The organism is Faecalicatena contorta (genome assembly GCF_003149105.1).
GTDB lineage: Bacteria > Bacillota > Clostridia > Lachnospirales > Lachnospiraceae > Muricomes > Muricomes contortus_C.
This window is the reverse complement of sequence record NZ_QGDS01000011.1, coordinates 73,213-89,673: the sequence shown is the minus strand read 5'-3', so window position 1 is coordinate 89,673 and position 16,461 is coordinate 73,213. Positions and strand designations below refer to the sequence as shown.

Annotated in this window: 16 protein-coding genes; all 16 read left to right on the top strand. The window is 40.7% G+C overall.

The window, feature by feature from the left end:
• The first annotated feature begins 2 nt into the window (after positions 1 to 2).
• The 16 genes from A8805_RS16085 to A8805_RS16010 all read left to right on the top strand — a co-directional run bounded on the left by A8805_RS16085 (position 3) and on the right by A8805_RS16010 (position 16,439).
• Positions 3 to 1,001 (top strand): ABC transporter permease, encoded by a 999-nt coding sequence (locus A8805_RS16085; protein ID WP_109712999.1) that lies wholly within the window; start codon positions 3 to 5, stop codon positions 999 to 1,001.
• A 36-nt stretch (positions 1,002 to 1,037) separates the two neighbouring features.
• The gene (locus tag A8805_RS16080) at positions 1,038 to 1,997 is read left to right on the top strand and encodes a substrate-binding domain-containing protein (RefSeq protein ID WP_109712997.1); all 960 of its coding nucleotides are present in this window, start codon (positions 1,038 to 1,040) and stop codon (positions 1,995 to 1,997) included.
• Positions 1,998 to 2,073: 76 nt separating this feature from the next.
• Positions 2,074 to 3,147 (top strand): class I mannose-6-phosphate isomerase, encoded by a 1,074-nt coding sequence (locus A8805_RS16075; protein WP_109712995.1) that lies wholly within the window; start codon positions 2,074 to 2,076, stop codon positions 3,145 to 3,147.
• 435 nt (positions 3,148 to 3,582) lie between these two features.
• A complete protein-coding gene (locus A8805_RS16070; RefSeq protein WP_109712993.1) occupies positions 3,583 to 4,608 on the top strand; it encodes an aldo/keto reductase in 1,026 nt (341 codons plus the stop codon).
• Positions 4,609 to 4,724: 116 nt separating this feature from the next.
• Positions 4,725 to 5,837 carry an aldo/keto reductase gene (locus A8805_RS16065; protein WP_109712991.1) on the top strand — a complete coding sequence of 371 codons (1,113 nt, stop codon included), beginning with the start codon at positions 4,725 to 4,727 and terminating at the stop codon, positions 5,835 to 5,837.
• A 61-nt stretch (positions 5,838 to 5,898) separates the two neighbouring features.
• The gene (locus tag A8805_RS16060; protein WP_109712989.1) at positions 5,899 to 6,666 is read left to right on the top strand and encodes an SDR family oxidoreductase; all 768 of its coding nucleotides are present in this window, start codon (positions 5,899 to 5,901) and stop codon (positions 6,664 to 6,666) included.
• A 212-nt stretch (positions 6,667 to 6,878) separates the two neighbouring features.
• Complete coding sequence (locus A8805_RS16055; RefSeq protein WP_109712987.1) at positions 6,879 to 8,099, top strand: zinc-ribbon domain-containing protein; 1,221 nt, start codon at positions 6,879 to 6,881, stop codon at positions 8,097 to 8,099.
• A 29-nt stretch (positions 8,100 to 8,128) separates the two neighbouring features.
• On the top strand, positions 8,129 to 9,037 hold the full coding sequence (locus A8805_RS16050; RefSeq protein ID WP_109712984.1) for a hypothetical protein: 909 nt from the start codon (positions 8,129 to 8,131) through the stop codon (positions 9,035 to 9,037).
• A 35-nt stretch (positions 9,038 to 9,072) separates the two neighbouring features.
• A complete protein-coding gene (locus tag A8805_RS16045; protein WP_181392879.1) occupies positions 9,073 to 9,651 on the top strand; it encodes a YARHG domain-containing protein in 579 nt (192 codons plus the stop codon).
• Between the two features lie 21 nt (positions 9,652 to 9,672).
• Complete coding sequence (locus A8805_RS16040) at positions 9,673 to 10,506, top strand: N-acetylmuramoyl-L-alanine amidase (RefSeq protein ID WP_242992440.1); 834 nt, start codon at positions 9,673 to 9,675, stop codon at positions 10,504 to 10,506.
• A gap of 285 nt (positions 10,507 to 10,791) precedes the next feature.
• Positions 10,792 to 11,784 carry a methionine ABC transporter ATP-binding protein gene (locus tag A8805_RS16035; protein WP_109712979.1) on the top strand — a complete coding sequence of 331 codons (993 nt, stop codon included), beginning with the start codon at positions 10,792 to 10,794 and terminating at the stop codon, positions 11,782 to 11,784.
• On the top strand, positions 11,784 to 12,452 hold the full coding sequence (locus tag A8805_RS16030; RefSeq protein WP_181392878.1) for a methionine ABC transporter permease: 669 nt from the start codon (positions 11,784 to 11,786) through the stop codon (positions 12,450 to 12,452). Before A8805_RS16035 ends, A8805_RS16030 begins: the two co-directional genes overlap by 1 nt.
• Before the next feature lie 60 nt (positions 12,453 to 12,512).
• Entirely contained in the window at positions 12,513 to 13,340 is an 828-nt protein-coding gene (locus tag A8805_RS16025) for a MetQ/NlpA family ABC transporter substrate-binding protein (RefSeq protein ID WP_109712977.1), read from the top strand.
• Positions 13,341 to 13,349: 9 nt separating this feature from the next.
• Positions 13,350 to 14,441 carry a uroporphyrinogen decarboxylase family protein gene (locus A8805_RS16020; RefSeq protein WP_109712975.1) on the top strand — a complete coding sequence of 364 codons (1,092 nt, stop codon included), beginning with the start codon at positions 13,350 to 13,352 and terminating at the stop codon, positions 14,439 to 14,441.
• 66 nt (positions 14,442 to 14,507) lie between these two features.
• Positions 14,508 to 15,290: an ABC transporter ATP-binding protein gene (locus tag A8805_RS16015; protein ID WP_109712973.1), complete on the top strand. Its 783-nt coding sequence runs from the start codon at positions 14,508 to 14,510 to the stop codon at positions 15,288 to 15,290.
• Between the two features lie 9 nt (positions 15,291 to 15,299).
• The gene (locus A8805_RS16010; RefSeq protein ID WP_242992438.1) at positions 15,300 to 16,439 is read left to right on the top strand and encodes an ABC transporter substrate-binding protein; all 1,140 of its coding nucleotides are present in this window, start codon (positions 15,300 to 15,302) and stop codon (positions 16,437 to 16,439) included.
• Positions 16,440 to 16,461: the final 22 nt, after the last annotated feature.

Below are 16,461 nucleotides of genomic sequence, written 5' to 3'. Positions count from 1 at the left end.
AGATGGAAGACAAGTACAGGAAAAATGCATTGAAAAGAATTTTATCTACAAGGGGGATGGGGCAGGTCATTACAGCGGCGATTGGATTAATAATCCTGTGTATTGCGTTTGGAATATTGAATCCTGCTTTTACTTCTTCTAAAAATGTAGGAAACCTGCTAAGACAGATTGCACCGATTATTTTAATTGGTATTGGACAGTCCTATGTACTGATTACTGCAAATATCGACTTGTCCATTGGTTCAGTTGTAGGCATGAGCTGTATGATCTCAGCAACATTGATGACAAAGGGCATAAATCCATGGGTGGCAGTTTTAATTACAGTAATTTGCTGTCTGCTGGTTGGAATTGTAAATGGTGTCCTGGTGGCAAGATGCCAGCTGCCCCCATTTATTGCAACCCTGGGAACAATGACAATTGCGAGAGGAATCGCTCAGATTGTAAATAATAACTATAATACAGATTCCATTGGAAATGCTGCAAAGGGGTTCAGAGATTTCTTTTATTATGGTAAATTTGCAGGAATTTACAACACGGTCTGGATTGCAATTATATTATGGGTTGTTTTCAATTTCGTTCTAAGTAAGACAAGGACAGGGCGCCATATCTATGCAATCGGAAGCAATGTTGATGCTGCAAAACTGTCAGGAGTAAGCGTAGTCGGAACAACGATAAAGGTATATCTGATAAGTTCATTCTGTTCTGCAGTTGTCGGACTGACTATTTGTGCCACATCTGGTATGGGAACGATGGATGCCGGAAATATGTATGAGATGTATGCAGTTGCAGCTTCCGTAATTGGTGGTGTCAGTACACTTGGAGGGCAGGGAATCCTGCTTGGAACAGTTGTGGGAGCCGCAATCTGGGGAGTGCTGCAAAATGGTCTTCAATTTGCGGGCGCGCCGGTTGCAATTAGAAATATTGTCATTGGAGTCATAGTAGTAATTTCTGTATTACTTGATGTTGTAGTAAGAACAGGAAAGACAAAGAAAAAATCGTAAAGTTTGTTTCAGAATAAAAAAGAGGAGGAAAAGACGATGAAAAAGAGATTATTAGGAGTGATTTTAAGTGCAGTAATGGCGGTATCATTATTAGCCGGCTGTAATTCAGGAAATGCAGAAGGGGATAAGGAGTCAGGCAAGGATGGAGAAAGTTACAATGTTTATCTGATAACAATGGATCAGATGGACCAGCACTGGGTAAATCTGGATAAAGGATGCCAGAAAGCGGTAGAGGAGCTTGGGAATGTAAACTATACCTGGCTTGCACCAGATGTAAAAGATGATGCAAAACAAATTGAATGTGTAAATAATGCAATTGCTGGTGGTGCAGACGCAATTATTATTGCTGCAAACGGTCCGGATGCGATTACTGCAACATTAGAAGAGGCTATTTCAGAGGGGATTAAGATTATTTATGTAGACTCTCCGGCCAATATTGATGCAGAAGCGACATTTTCTACGGATAATGAAGCGGCCGGAAAAACAGCAGGTGAGAATATGATAGATTCCTTGAAGGAAAAAGGAATTACTTCAGGAAAGATTGGGGTTATCAATACAAATGCAGCTTCAACTTCTACGGTTTTAAGAGAAGAGGGCTTTAGAAGCGTGTTTGAAGGAACAGATTTTGAAGTCCTGGCAACCCAGTACTGTGAGGGGGATGCGGCTAAAGCAAAGGATATTGCTGCAAATTACATCACTGCCGGATGTGTTGGTATTTTTGGCACAAATGAAGGCTCTTCAACAGGAGTGGGGAATGCCATTCAGGAAGCAGGGGATAGTGAAGCCGTAGGAGTTGGCTTTGATAAATCAGATACAATTCTTCAGCTGATTAAGGGCGGATATCTGGTGGCATCTATGGCTCAAAACCCGGATGTTATGGGATATGAAGGCATGAAAGCAGCGGTGGAAGTTTTGGGTGAAACAGACCTGGGCGGTGAAGTGACAGATACAGGCGTATCAGTTATTAAAGCGGACAACGTTTCAGATTTTGAATAAAAAAGAAAGACAGTATTTTAAGATTTAAAACAAGAGGCTTCAGTATTATACTGGAGCCTTACTTAGGAGGGATATCATGAGAGAATTAACAGAGAGACCATTGTTTTTTGAGCGGAACAGGGTATGGAGAGTATATGAAGGCGGAATGCTGTTTCATGATTTGATGGGTGATCCAAAGGAAGATAATCATCTGCCGGAAGAATGGGTAGCATCGACAGTAAAGGCTATCAATGAAAAGAGCAGCGGCCTGCTGGAAGGCTTAAGTATCATAAAAGATACAGATGTTACACTAAAAGAGTTGATAGAAAAGTATCCCAGGGAAACAGTAGGAAGCAGCGGGACTCTGGAGGTGCTGGTTAAATATCTGGACAGTGCAATCAGGCTTCCAATGCAGGTCCATCCAGACAGGGAATATTCAGAAAAGTATTTTAACAGTTCTTACGGAAAAACTGAAATGTGGCTCATACTGGCTACAAGAGAAAATGCCAGCATATGTTTTGGATTTAAAGATAAAATATCAAAAGAAGAGTTTTCTGATATCATTGAAAAATCTAAGACGGATAAGGATATTATGGATCAGTATCTGAATAGAGTTCCGGTTAAACCGGGGGATGTTTATTTGATACCCGGGAAGGCGGTACATGCTATCGGTGCAGGATGCCTGATACTTGAGGTACAGGAACCTACAGATTTTACAATTCAGCCTGAATACTGGTGCGGCGATCATATGCTGAGTAATCAGGAAATGTATATCGGATTGTCCAAAGATGTAGCGCTTGACTGCTTTGATTACTCGTTGTATGGAATGGATAGTATAAAAGAGTCTAAAAAAGAGCCAAAGCTGCTGGAGGAAAATGAGAGTTATCAGAAAGAAGCGCTTATTACCAAAGAGGATACTCCATGTTTTCTGGTAAACCGGTATTATATACATAGTTCTTTGAGACTGGAAGAGGCACCGTCCATATATATTGTTGTAAATGGTACGGGCGTGATTGAAGGTGAAGGGTACAAACAGGAAATTAGAAAAGGAGATTATTTTTTCCTTCCAAAGAATGCAGCCTTCAATTATACAGCACTTGCAGATGATGGACAGGAGTTGGAGCTGGTATCATGCATGCCGCCGGAGCGTGAGGAACACGATAGAACCTGACGCCTGCGGGTGTTCTGCAAAAAACAGAATAAAGACAAAACTATTTACAAGCGTATCGTTCTAAATGAGCGATACACTTGTTTTTTATTGGTATTGGAAAAACTTGAAACTTCACATTTCAATTTATAAATATCTGATATAAAATAAGTTAGAGGGAACAACATAGTGAATGAATAAAATAGAAGATAGCATCATGACCATGGTTGTGAGCATCACTAAAACATGACAAAGGAGCATATGAATGGATATGAGAACTTTTATTGTTCTGTCTTCGAACGGGTGGACCTGTGACACTTAGCGGTTTTGGCTAAAGTGTTTGAAACTAAATATGAAATATAATAGAATGGATGTAGAGATGTGTGCCCTCTTCCTATAAAATATAAAGACTGCACAAAATAATTTCACTATAAAATTCAGACTTGAAGGGAGTAATATATGAAAACAGTCGATGCAAATCAAGTACCTCAAATAAAATTAGCAAATGGAGCTTTAATCCCCGCAATCGGAATGGGGACGTTTGGAAATGATAAATATACATCAGAAGAGGTTTCAAATGCGGTGTATAATGCAATTAAAATTGGGTATCGTTTTTTTGACGGAGCAGCTGCATACGGCAATGAAAGTGATATAGGAAAGGTATATTCAAGGGCATTCAGTGATGGACTTGTAAAAAGAGAAGAGCTATATATACTATCTAAATTGTGGAATAATATGCACGGTAAGCGGGATGTACTGGTTGCTGTATCTAAGACCCTTAAGGACTTACAACTGGATTATCTTGATTCTTACTTAGTACATTGGCCCTTCCCTAATTATCATGCACCAGGTGCAGGTGTGGATGACCGTCACCCGGATTCACGTCCTTTTTTCATTGAGGAGTTTATGGAGACATGGGAACAGATGGAGAAATTAGTAGACATGGGACTTGTACGCCATATTGGAGTCTCTAATATGACAGTTCCTAAATTGAAGGAGATGCTGCCGTTATGCAGAATTAAACCGGTTTTTAATGAAGTAGAAGTACATCCGGCATTTCAGCAGTGGGACATGTTTGAGTATTGTAAGAGCCAGGATATTGTAACAATAGCATACTCTCCCCTGGGATCGGCTGAAAGACCGGAACGGGATAAGGAATCAAATGATACTATAGTGATGGAAATGCCGGAATTGGTTAAAATAGCAAAGGACCACGGGGTTCATCCGGCTCTAATCTGCATTAAATGGGCAGTGCAGAGAGGGCACATTCCCGTACCATTTTCTGTAAGAGAATCTGAATATTTTAGTAATATTGCTGCAGTTATTGAAGATCCACTGACTGATGAAGAGATGGAGATAATCCGTAAAGCAGATAAAAATGACCGGCTGATAAAGGCCAAAGTGTTTTTGTGGCCGGGAGCTGAAAACTGGAAAAATATCTGGGATTTAAATGGTGAAATTGACAGAACCGGATGGCAGTCATAAAAGTGGATCTATCAAGACGATGGAGGTGCATATGAAGATACAGATATTCGTGAATTTGGCGGAATTAATACCTGGCAGTATGAAGTAGAATAAAAGTAAAAAATGGGGGTTAACATATGATTTATAAAAAGTTTCAGAATATAAATGTTTCTAGTTTAGGTATGGGTGCTATGCGTCTCCCTGTAAAGGAAAATGAGCAGGGGACTCCAATTGACAGAGAAAAGGCCCAAGAACTTATCGATTATGCAATTTCCCATGGAATCAATTACTTTGACACAGCTTATATCTATCATGATGGAGAATCGGAAAGCTTTTTAGGGCAAGCCCTCTTGAAGTATCCCCGGGATAGCTATTACATTGCAGATAAATTCAACCTGCATGCAAATCCCGATTATAAGGCACAGTTTGCCGAACAGCTTTCCCGTCTGCAGACAAATTATATTGATTTTTATCTTCTGCATGGGATTCAGGATCATATAGTGGATACGTTTCTTTCCAATGGATGTGTGGAATATTTTGAGGAACTAAAAAAATCCGGTAAGATCCGGTATCTTGGTTTTTCCTTTCATGGCAGTCCAAAAGTCCTGAAACGTGTGATGGAGGAGCGGTCCTGGGACTTTGTACAGATTCAGTTGAATTATTATGACTGGACTTACAATGATGCGGAAGAATTGTATGATATCCTTGAGGAATACAATGTACCCGTTATAGTAATGGAACCTGTACATGGAGGCCGTCTGGCCTCCTTAACCCCAGAGGCAGATGCCCTGCTGTTAGAAGCGGAACCGGAAAAATCCATTTCGTCCTGGGCAATGCGGTGGGTGATGAGTCTTCCGAATGTTTTAGTTACCCTCAGCGGAATGTCAAATGAGGAGCAGCTCCGGGATAATATCGGGACCTTTGAAGAAAATAAACCTCTGACTGAGCAGCAAAAGGAATTGCTGATAAAAGCGAGTGACTTATATCGTCCGAGTGTTTCTGTTGCATGTACGGGATGCCGGTATTGCTGCAGTGATTGTCCCAAAGAGTTGGATATTCCAAGACTTTTATCTATATATAATAAAGTAAAAATGAGCGGGGTATGGAGGCTGTCCTTTTTAGAAGCCCTCGAAGAAGAAAAGAGACCGCCTGCATGTATAGGCTGCAATGCCTGTCAAAAGCAGTGTCCGCAAAACATTGATATTTCTGCCCACATGAAAGAGATGACAGAATTACTTTCCTCCCATTAATTGACAATACATATTTTGGGTGCTATATTGTAAGTAAAATACCCATTAAGGAGGGATGCTTATGAAAAACTTGTTTGATTTAACAGGTAAAATCGCATTAGTAACAGGTGCATCATCAGGTCTTGGGGTTCAATTTGCTAAAGCATTGGCAAACCAGGGAGCTAGCGTTGCGATTGCGGCAAGACGAGTTGAAAAACTCGAAAAAGTTAAAAAAGAAATAGAAGCGCTGGGAGTAAAATGCCTCGCTATAAAGTGTGATGTTTTAGTAACTTCCGAAATAGTTGATATGGTTGCAAAGGTTAAGGAGCACTTCGGCAGAATTGATATATTGGTTAATAACGCGGGTGTTGGAAAAGGCATCCCTGCAGATACGCAGACAGATGAGGAATGGGCATCAACTCTCAGAGTTAACTGTGATAGTGTTTACTTTACGGCAAGGGAAGTTGGCAAGGTTATGATTGCGCAAAAGTATGGAAGGATTATTAACATTGGCTCAATACATTCGCAGGTTGCTATGCCCAACTCACCAATATCAGCTTACTGTACATCAAAAGGTGCGGTTTTAATGCTTACAAAGGCTCTTGCAAATGAATGGGCGAAGTATAATATAACGGTAAATACCATCGGACCTGCATATTTTCCAAGTGAAATGACCGCGGAAGTTTTAGAAGACGAAGCTTCTCTTGCAGGAATTAAGATGTTGTGTCCTATGGGACGTCCCGGAAGAGACGGAGAGCTTGACGGAGCAGTCGTTTATTTCGCTTCGGACGCTTCAAGCTACACAACAGGGCAGTATCTGGCGGTTGACGGCGGTTGGACTGCTGTGTAATATTCAGGCCTTTATTCAGGTAAAGTAGAGATTTAATAACATAGAGGCAACGCTCTAACAGGGGGACATTTCCAATTACAGGAGGTGTCCTCTCTTTATGTCCTGGGGTCTTGGAGGAAATTGGACATTGAGTCAAAGGGGGAATCTATGATATTATCTTAAGTAATAATATTTTTAAAGAAGGAAAAGGCTGGAAAGAAAGGAAAAGGAATATGCTATTTTGTCCAAACTGTGGAATAAAGAATGAAGATAAAGCCAAGTTCTGCGAGAATTGCGGAACGAAGCTTGAAGGAATTCGGATTGTTAAGAAACCAACCATTGATGTGAAGAAATACGGAGAGAAGGCAAAGAGCCTGACGAAAATGCAGATTATAGTGCTTGCAGAAGTAATCTGTCTGATTCTGGTTATTGGTATGTTCTTTGGAATGGGCATAAGTCAAAACAGCGCGGAATCTGTTGCAAGGCGTTATCTTCAGGCATACTCAGAGCAAAATTGGTCCAGGGTATACGATATGACGGATTATCCAGAAGGAGGACTTCTCCAGAAGTATCAGTTTATTGAATTAATGAAAAGCTCAGAAGCTCCGGAGATTACAAGCTTTGAGATTAAGAAGGATAAGCAGGCTGTTTCCGGTATCCAGAAGAGTTTTAACGTAGAGTATACAATAAAAGGTGGAGGGGCAGATACTCTACAATTAAACCTGACGAAACAGGGTGAAAAATCCATACTGTTTTTTGACAGATGGAAAGTCTCTTCTGACGAGCAGGTAGTAAAGGATTTCTGTATAAGTGTGCCGGCAGGGGCGTCTGTGGCAGTGGACGGGATTGCACTGACAGATTCTGAAAAGGCGGAAAACCAGATAGATGGAATGAACAGTTATTATGTTACATTATTTACCGGCAGTCATAAGCTGCAGGTAGCAGCGCCGTGGTTTGAATTATATGAGACAGACTTTTCAGCAGTACAGGGTGAACAGTTTACGGTATCTGATTTGAAACTGGCAGATGAGGGGCAGACAGCCGTTCAGGCAAAAATGCAGGAAGCACTGGAAAAGGTCTATCGCGCCGCGATGTCAGGTCAGGAGTTCTCAGAAATTTCTGATTTGTTTCTGGACAAGTATAAGGATTCCTGTGAGGAGTCCTATGATAATTTTGCCTCAGGGCTGCATAACCAGGAGTCTTATACATTGAATCAGGTGGCATTTACTGATTTTAAATGTAAGTTTAATTATAATACCAGCCATAAAGGTATGCTTGGTGCAGAGATGACCTTCAATTATGACACGCAGTATACATATTCTTATAAATCCTGGATGAATAACCTGGTAACGGAAGAGGAAACTGGAAATGGAGGCTCGTATATGAGCGCTTCCTTTGGCTATGATGGAGAAACTTATAAGCTTACATCTATTAGCATAGGAAGTGTATTATAACGGGAAGAAAAAGAAAGGAAGAATACGAAATGGCAAAGTTTTGCAATCAGTGCGGAAGACCGTTGGCAGAGGGCGAGGTATGCCGGTGCCAGATGAAAAATATGGGTACTGTTTCTAAGGGAGACGGGATACCGTTTGGCAAACTAATTGGAATTGGGGAGTCTGATAATAACGATGTACAGGGATGTTTCGAGAGAGGAAAAGAGATTGTTCCGGATTTGATTGCTCCATGTGAGCAGGAAATTCCTGTGAAGCAGTATCATCTCTGCAACGCACGTTCCAGAATACGCGGATTATGGCAGGAAGGGAAAATTCAGGTGACCAACAAGAGAATCCTTTTCCGCTTAAGCGGACGTTCCTGGATTGGAAGGGCAATGAGCCATACAGAATTTACGATTGATGAAGTCGCAGGTGTTTCTATCTCAAACGGAGTACGTTTTGGATTGTGGGATTTCCTGGTTGGATTTCTCATCAGTTTCATTCCTCTGGCAATTGGATGGAAAATAGGAGGAATACCGGCACTTTTGGCTTACATAGTGGGAGTTGCTCTAGCGGTACCGTTTTTCGTTTTTAAGAAAAAACATTTTATCAAAGCACTTTGTCTGGCAGCAGCAGAGGGAATCTTGCTGTTCAGCTCTTTACGGCTTATGTTTGAACATCCGGTTTTATCAAGATTCGGTATGTTTTTAGGAGTTATTGCATTGATACTTTACATTGCAGCATTATTTTTATTTGCTCTGAAACCAAGCCTTTCTATTAGTATCATGACAAAATGCGCATCTGCTGAGCCGGTTTATATCTGGAGCAGACAGACAATGGTTTCCGTTATGGAGGTGCTGCCGGGGAAAGATGCAGATATTGTAATTGAGGAACTTGGCTCAATGATTAGGGATATTCAGACACTGGGATACGAGGGAATCAAAAAGTGGAAGGAATAGCCGGGATTTAATTTGATATAAAAATGAGGTGCAGTATGGATAAAATAGGAAAAAAGGGCATGTTTAAAATTTTGGCAGGTGTACTGCCGGTGTTGATTGTTGTTGCCGCAGTTATAGGGGGAGTTTTGGTATCTGCCTCCATCAGCCCGGTGTCTGGATTCAGTGAAGACGTTACAAAAACGGCAGAATTAAAAGCGGTCATGCCAAAAGAAGATGAGAAGAAATTGACCAACAGAGTGATAGTTTCCGCAAGCGGCTCTTCCAAAGAGGAAAACACGGACGAGGATAAAAAGCCTGCAGATGAAATGACAGAGGATTATGTTCTGCCGAACAGCAATACACAACCGTTAACAGATGCTGATATAGAGGGATTATCTCTTCAGGAGCTAAATTACGCTAAAAATGAAATCTATGCAAGGCACGGAAGAAAGTTTGACTCCAAAGAACTGCAGGATTATTTTGAGAGCAAGAGCTGGTATGAAGGAAAATACGATGGAAAAGAGTTTGATGCCAACTACAGTGGAAGAGTTTTGTCTGAGGTAGAAAAGAAAAACGTGGAATTTTTGTATGCAGCAGAAAATAAGATGTCCAGTGGGGGTTATAAATTTGAATAATAAAAGATGTGGGAGATAGAAATGAGCATAATAAAAGAAGTATTTCTAATTTTGTGTGCAGCGCTGCTTCTGGCAGGCTGCGCAGAAAAACCACAAGAGAAACAAGATAAGAGAGTACAGGAGGAAGAGGCCCAGAAGAAAGCTGAAGAAAAGAAGCAGGAAGAACAAAATACTCAGGAAAAGCAAAGAATGTTGGAAGAACAAAAGGCCAGAGAAGCAGAGGAAAAGGCCCGGACTATCGTCCTGGATCCGGGGCATTCTGCAGTTGTTGCGGAAGGAAGCGAGCCTTTGGGTCCAGGTTCTTCCGAGTATAAGGCGGCAGATACCAGCGGCACCAGTGGAATCAGCAGCGGAGTGCCGGAATATGAACTGGCCCTGAATATTTCTGTCCAGTTAAAAAAGGAGCTTGAGAACAGAGGTTATACAGTGTTGATGACTCGGGAGTCTAATGATGCTCCAATCAGCTGTATTGGGCGTGCGGAGATTGCAAATAATGCTAAAGCCGATGCATATGTTAGAATTCACGCAAATGGTTCGGAAGATCAGTCGGCTCGGGGGGCAATGACAATCTGTACTACACCTCAGAGTCCTTATGTGCCGGAACTATATACAGCCAGCAGGCAGCTTTCAGATGATATTATTAATAAACTATGTGAAGCCACCGGCTGTGAAAATGACGGGGTATGGGAAACAGATTCTATGAGTGGAAATAACTGGAGTAAGGTTCCGGTCACAATTGTGGAAATGGGATATATGACGAATCCGGAAGAAGATATGCTGATGCAGACAACAGATTATCAGACCAAAATAGTTCAAGGTATTGCCGGTGGAATAGATGCATTTTTAGAATATTAGAGAAGAGAAATGGGTACATACGAAGGAAAACAAACAAATGGGGCACCCTTGCTGCAGAAATGTAGCAGGGGTATTTTGTGCATAAAAGAATGGAAGATCAAAGGACTGTAATCTTTCATTCAAGTCTGTAGAGTTTTCAAGATGATATATAGAAAATGTGAATAAATAAGGTTATTTATAATAAATATCGATTTGTGAAAAAAAAATAAAAATGTTATAATTTCTTCGCGTAATTAGAAGAAAAACATTAAGAATTTTTGTCGAAGTACAACTAGGAGAAGTAGAGTGATTGAAATCAAAAACCTGAAAAAGGTATGGGAAGATGACGGAACAAGTGTATTAGAAAATATAAATCTGAGGATTGATGATGGAGATATCTATGCATTGGTTGGACGCAGTGGTGCAGGGAAGTCCACACTTCTTCGTTGTATCAATGGGCTGACATCTTATCAGGAAGGCAGTCTTTTGGTAGACGGATGTGAGGTCAAAGATTTTGATGAAAAAGAATTAAGAGAATTTCGTAGACACGTAGGAATGATTTTTCAGCAGTTTTCATTGCTGGAGCGCGAGAACGTGTATAAGAATATTGCACTTCCAATGCAGTGCTGGAAATATTCAAAAGAAGACATTGATTGTAAAGTAAAGGAACTTCTGGATCTGGTTGGATTAAGAGATAAGATGAATGCAAAGCCCAGGAATCTGAGCGGCGGACAGAAACAGCGTGTGGCAATAGCAAGAGCCTTAACCATGGAGCCTAAGATTCTGTTATGTGATGAGGCAACATCAGCACTGGATCCAAACACAACAAATTCTATCCTGGAACTTTTGATGGAGATTAATCAAAAGATTGGAATTACAATAGTTATCGTGACGCACCAGATGGAAGTTGTGCGTAAAGCCTGTAATAAAGCCTGCATTCTGGAGAATGGAAAGATTGCAGATATCGGTACAGTAAAAGAAATATTTATAAAACAGCCGAAGTCACTGAAACGGCTGCTGGGTGAGGAAGAATTAAAGCTTCCAAGGCAGGGACATAATATCCAGATTGCATATCCTGCAAATGATATACAGGACGGTGAATTCTTTGGAAGGATGTCGGCAGAGCTGCATTACATATTCCCGATTTTAGATGGAAAAATTCAGACCTATCAGAACGACAGCATGGGAATTTTTATTATCCATGTTGATGATGAGCATCTGAATCAAGTCACTTCACATTTAAATAAGCAAAAGGTAAATTGGCATGAATTGCTTTATAATACAGAGGAGGAAGAATAATGGCTCTGAAAAACTATACTTTTTTACAAATCTGTCAGATGCTGATTATTCCGGCCTTTTTTGCTACTCTTAAGATGTTGTTGATATCAGGTGTTTTATCAACCATATTTGGATTTTTCCTGGGTGTTATACTGATTCTTACGGAAAAAAACGGATTATGTGAAAATCGGATAGTCAATCGAATTCTCGATTTTCTGGTTAATACTATCCGGTCTTTTCCTTTTATTATACTGATGATATCCATTATACCATTCACCCGGTTAATTGTAGGAAGCTCCATTGGAGACCAGGCGGCAATCGTACCCTTGACGGTTGCCTGTACCCCGTTTATGGCTCGTATTTTCCAGAATAGTTTTAAGGAAGTTGACCCCGCTTTGATAGAAGCAGCACAGTCCTTTGGAGCATCTAAGTCACAAATAGTTATGAAAGTGATGCTGAAAGAGTCTGTTCCGTCTATTATATCAGGTTTGTGCCTTGCAATTATTAATTTGCTGGGGGCAACAGCAATGGCAGGGGCTGTCGGGGCAGGAGGACTCGGGGCAATAGCCTTAACTTATGGATATCAGAACTTTAACAAGCAGATTATGTATTCCATCTGCGTTATCCTAATTATACTGGTTGCATTTATTCAATATTTTGGTGATTGGATTTATCGCAAATTAAAATAATGGAAATAAAAACAGGCAGATGCATGTTTTTAAATATATTTTTACAGAAGGAGAATTGCAATGAAAAAGAAAATGTTAAGCATACTCTTGACAGTAGTCATGACAGGAGCGGTCATGACAGGCTGTGGAGGAGCAGATTCAAAAACAGACTCGAAAGAAGCTTCCGGAGAAAAAAACTTCATTAAAATAGGAATCCGTGCAGACATGGTAGATCAGTTGGCGTCTGTATGCGATAAAATAGAAGGACTTGGCTACACAGTAGAAGAAAAAGTGTTTGATGACAGTGTTCAGCCGGATGTTGCGCTTGCAGAGGGAAGCATTGATATGAATTGGTATCAGCATGAACCCTATATGAAGAGTTATAATGAGGAAAACGGCACAGATCTGGTGATGATTGAACCAAAAACATTCTATCCGTTGTTTGCCATGTATTCCGATAAGTGGGAATCTGTTGCTGAACTTCCGGACGGAGCCGTAATTGGTCTTTGCAATGATGCCACAAATCAGGCACGGGGACTTAATATGCTTCAGGCCCAGGGGTTAATTACGTTGGATGATAGTGTAGAATCCCCCACGATGTATGATGTAAAAGAGAATCCTCATAACTTTGAGTTTATTGAAGCCGAGATGTCCGTTCTGCCACAGTCTCTTGGTGATGCAGATGCAATCTGTCTTGCGGCAGGCCATATGGTGAATGCGGGGCTCCCTGCGGACGGATATCTTTGTACATCTGATGACAACGATGTTTATGCAGTCGGATTTGCGGTGAGGGCAGAAGATAAGGATGCCAAGTGGGCGAAAGAGATTGCAGAAGTGGTTCAGTGTGACGAGTTGGCTGAGTATTTTAAGACAGAAAAGCAGGGTACACAGATTCCTTGCTGGGAATAACATAAGAAAATGCAGTTAATAAAATTAAAAATGACTCCAAAGGAACGTGTGATAGCCTATGCTAAGGGGGAAGAGGTTGACCGGATTCCCACATCATTAAGTGCAGGAGAGACAGTTGGTCCGTTATACGGAATTAATATTTGTGATTATTATTTTTCGGCAGATTTGATGGTAGAGGTAGAAGCCAGACTTGCAGAAGATTTTCAGGCAGATAATATGGGAATCGGGCTTGGGCTGCGCACCCTGGTAGAGGCACTTGGGACAAAGCTTGTTTATCCTAAGAAGAATGTTTCTTATATAGTTGAACCAGCTTTGCGGTCTTTAGATGAAGTGGAACATCTGGGATTTATAAATATACAGAAGGATGGGCGGTTTCCTGTCATTATTGAGGCTTTTGAGAGACTGCTGGAGCGATTTGGTGAAGAGAGAATCCTGGGCAGCGGTCTGGCTGGTCCGCTTACAACGGCAGCGAGTTTAATCGGAACAGAGAATTTTTTAAAGGCTACCGTAAAGAACAGAGAAGGTATACACCGTCTGCTTCAGTACAGTACCGATTGTATTGTAAGATGCTGTAAGGAAATGAACCGGAAACTGGGAATTAAGTTTATGCTGTCAGAGCCAATTGCATCTAAGAACCTGTTAAGTAAAAAGCAGTTTAATGAATTTTTCCTGCCATACCTGACGCAGGCAGTTAAACAAATGAATGAGTTTCAGACGTCAACATCTATCCATATTTGCGGCCATACAAAGGACCGGTGGAAGGAAGTTGCAGATGCAGGAGTCAGTGGTTTCTGGGTAGACAATTGTGAGAGTCTCCAGGAATTAAAGAAATCCTTTGGAGAACGCGTTTCTATCAGCGGCAACCTGACACCGGTGGAAGTATTAAAAGACGGAACCCAAGAAGAGATAGAAGCAAATGTAAAAAAATGTATTTGGGAAGCTGGAGATAATCCAAAGGGATACACGCTTTGTCCGGGCTGTACGACACCGGTGGGGACCTCAGCGGAAAATATGACTGCATTTATGAATGCTGCAGCAATGTACGGCAAAGATGCCAGAAAAGGGTGTATGCCGAAAGGAATGAGAAATGTATTCTTCTGAGGCTTCATTCAGGCCAAAGAATGTTAAATATTAGTTCTATAAGATATCAGAAAAGAGGAGGCAGAAGTGCTGAATATAGCGGTAAATAATGTTAGTTTTTCTTATGATGAAAAATTGATTTTATCAGATCTTACATTAAATGCAGAAGCGGGTGCATTTGTTTGTCTGTTAGGTCCATCGGGGTGTGGGAAAAGTACCTTGTTAAGATTACTGGCAGGACTTGAAAAACAGGATGAAGGAGAACTCCTTATTAATGATAAGAAAATCGAATCGGCGGGATTGCAGCGAGGAGTTGTATTTCAGGATTATGGCTTGTTTCCCTGGATGACAGCAGGTGAAAATATAACAATTGCTTTAAAACAGCGTTACCCAGAAATGAAACGAGAGGAGAGAAAGAATAAAGCGTTAGAAAAAATGTCCGATGTAGGGCTTGATGAAAGTGTTTTTGACAAACTTCCGAAGGAACTGTCCGGAGGAATGAAACAGAGATGTGCAATCGCAAGAGCATTTGGAATAGACCCGCCGGTTCTTTTGATGGATGAACCGTTTGCGGCGTTGGATGCTGTAACACGGGCAAAACTGCAGGATTTGGTGTTGAATCTTTGGAAACAGGAGAAAAATCGGAAGACAGTTTTTTTTGTAACACATGATGTGGACGAGGCATTGTATCTGGCAACAGATATATATGTTTTGGGACAAGCTCCGAGCAAGGTGATTGCTCAATACCAATTAGGTGAGAAGCAGAAGGTCAAACGTGAGAATATGTATGAGAATAAGAATGTTATGGGGTTGCGGAATCAGCTGATTAAGATTATTAATGATGAAATACAACTAAAAGTACAGTGTTAAGGAGAAAAAATGAAAAAGAAGTTGATAAGAATTGTAGCATTGGGCCTTGCCTTTTCAATGTTATGTATAGGGTGTGGAAACTCCGGAAAAAGTGAAGGAACACAGGAAGAAAATAAAAACAGCGAAGCGGCAGATTCGGATAAACCCCTTAAGGTATCAATTGCTGCACAAGCTACGTCAGGACAGGTGTTCCAGTATCTTGCTGAGGAGAGAAATTATCTGGAAGAAGAAGGAATTGAAGTAGAAGTTCAATATATCAGTAACGGGACAGACGCTTTTTCAGCTTTAAGTGCAGGAAAAGTAGATATCTTGTCTACATATGGGACAGGTGGACCGCTGATGCAGATTGCAAATGGTCAGGACTTTAATATTTTTGGGGGATATATGATTACCGGTGAAACACCAGTTTTTGCTCTTCCTGATACAGAATATAAAGATCTTGAATCGTTCAGGGGAAAGAAAATTGGTATTACACGTGGAGGAACTCCAGATATTGTGTTAAAGAGTATTCTTCATGATGCAGGATTTGATATTGAAAAAGACGTTACCTTTGTGGAATTTAAGAAAAATACCGACACTATGGCAGCAGTAGCTAACGGAGAGATTGATTTTGGAGCTGTAGCAACTGGATACGAATTACAAATCGCAGAGATGGGTATGGAAGTGAAAATGTGGCCGGATGATTTATATAAGAATCATTCATGCTGCCGAATGGTAGCAACAAATGAATGGCTTGCAGATGAGACAAATCAGGAAGCAGCAAAGAGGCTGATAAAAGCATATTTGAGAGCAGAAAGAGATATGACAGATGATGCAGTTGTAGATGAGGTTTGTAAACTTACTTCTGAAGAGCTGGATATTCAGCCGGAAGTTGTAGATTCTTTTGTTAAGAGCCCACATATGATATATGAGACAGATCCTTTTATTCAGAAGGTTGTTCAAATGTGGAATAATATGGATTCCTTTGGATACCTAAGTGCGGATGTGGATTTGAAAGAACATGTAAATAGTGATATTTATAAAGCAGCGCTGGATGAATTATTAGAAGAAAATCCGGATGACAGTTTTTATCAGGAAAGAGAAGAATTTTATGTAAAATACGATACTAATATTGATTGGGATTTAAAAGGTATCAGCGACGAATTCTAAGATTGGAAAGGACTTGGTAGTA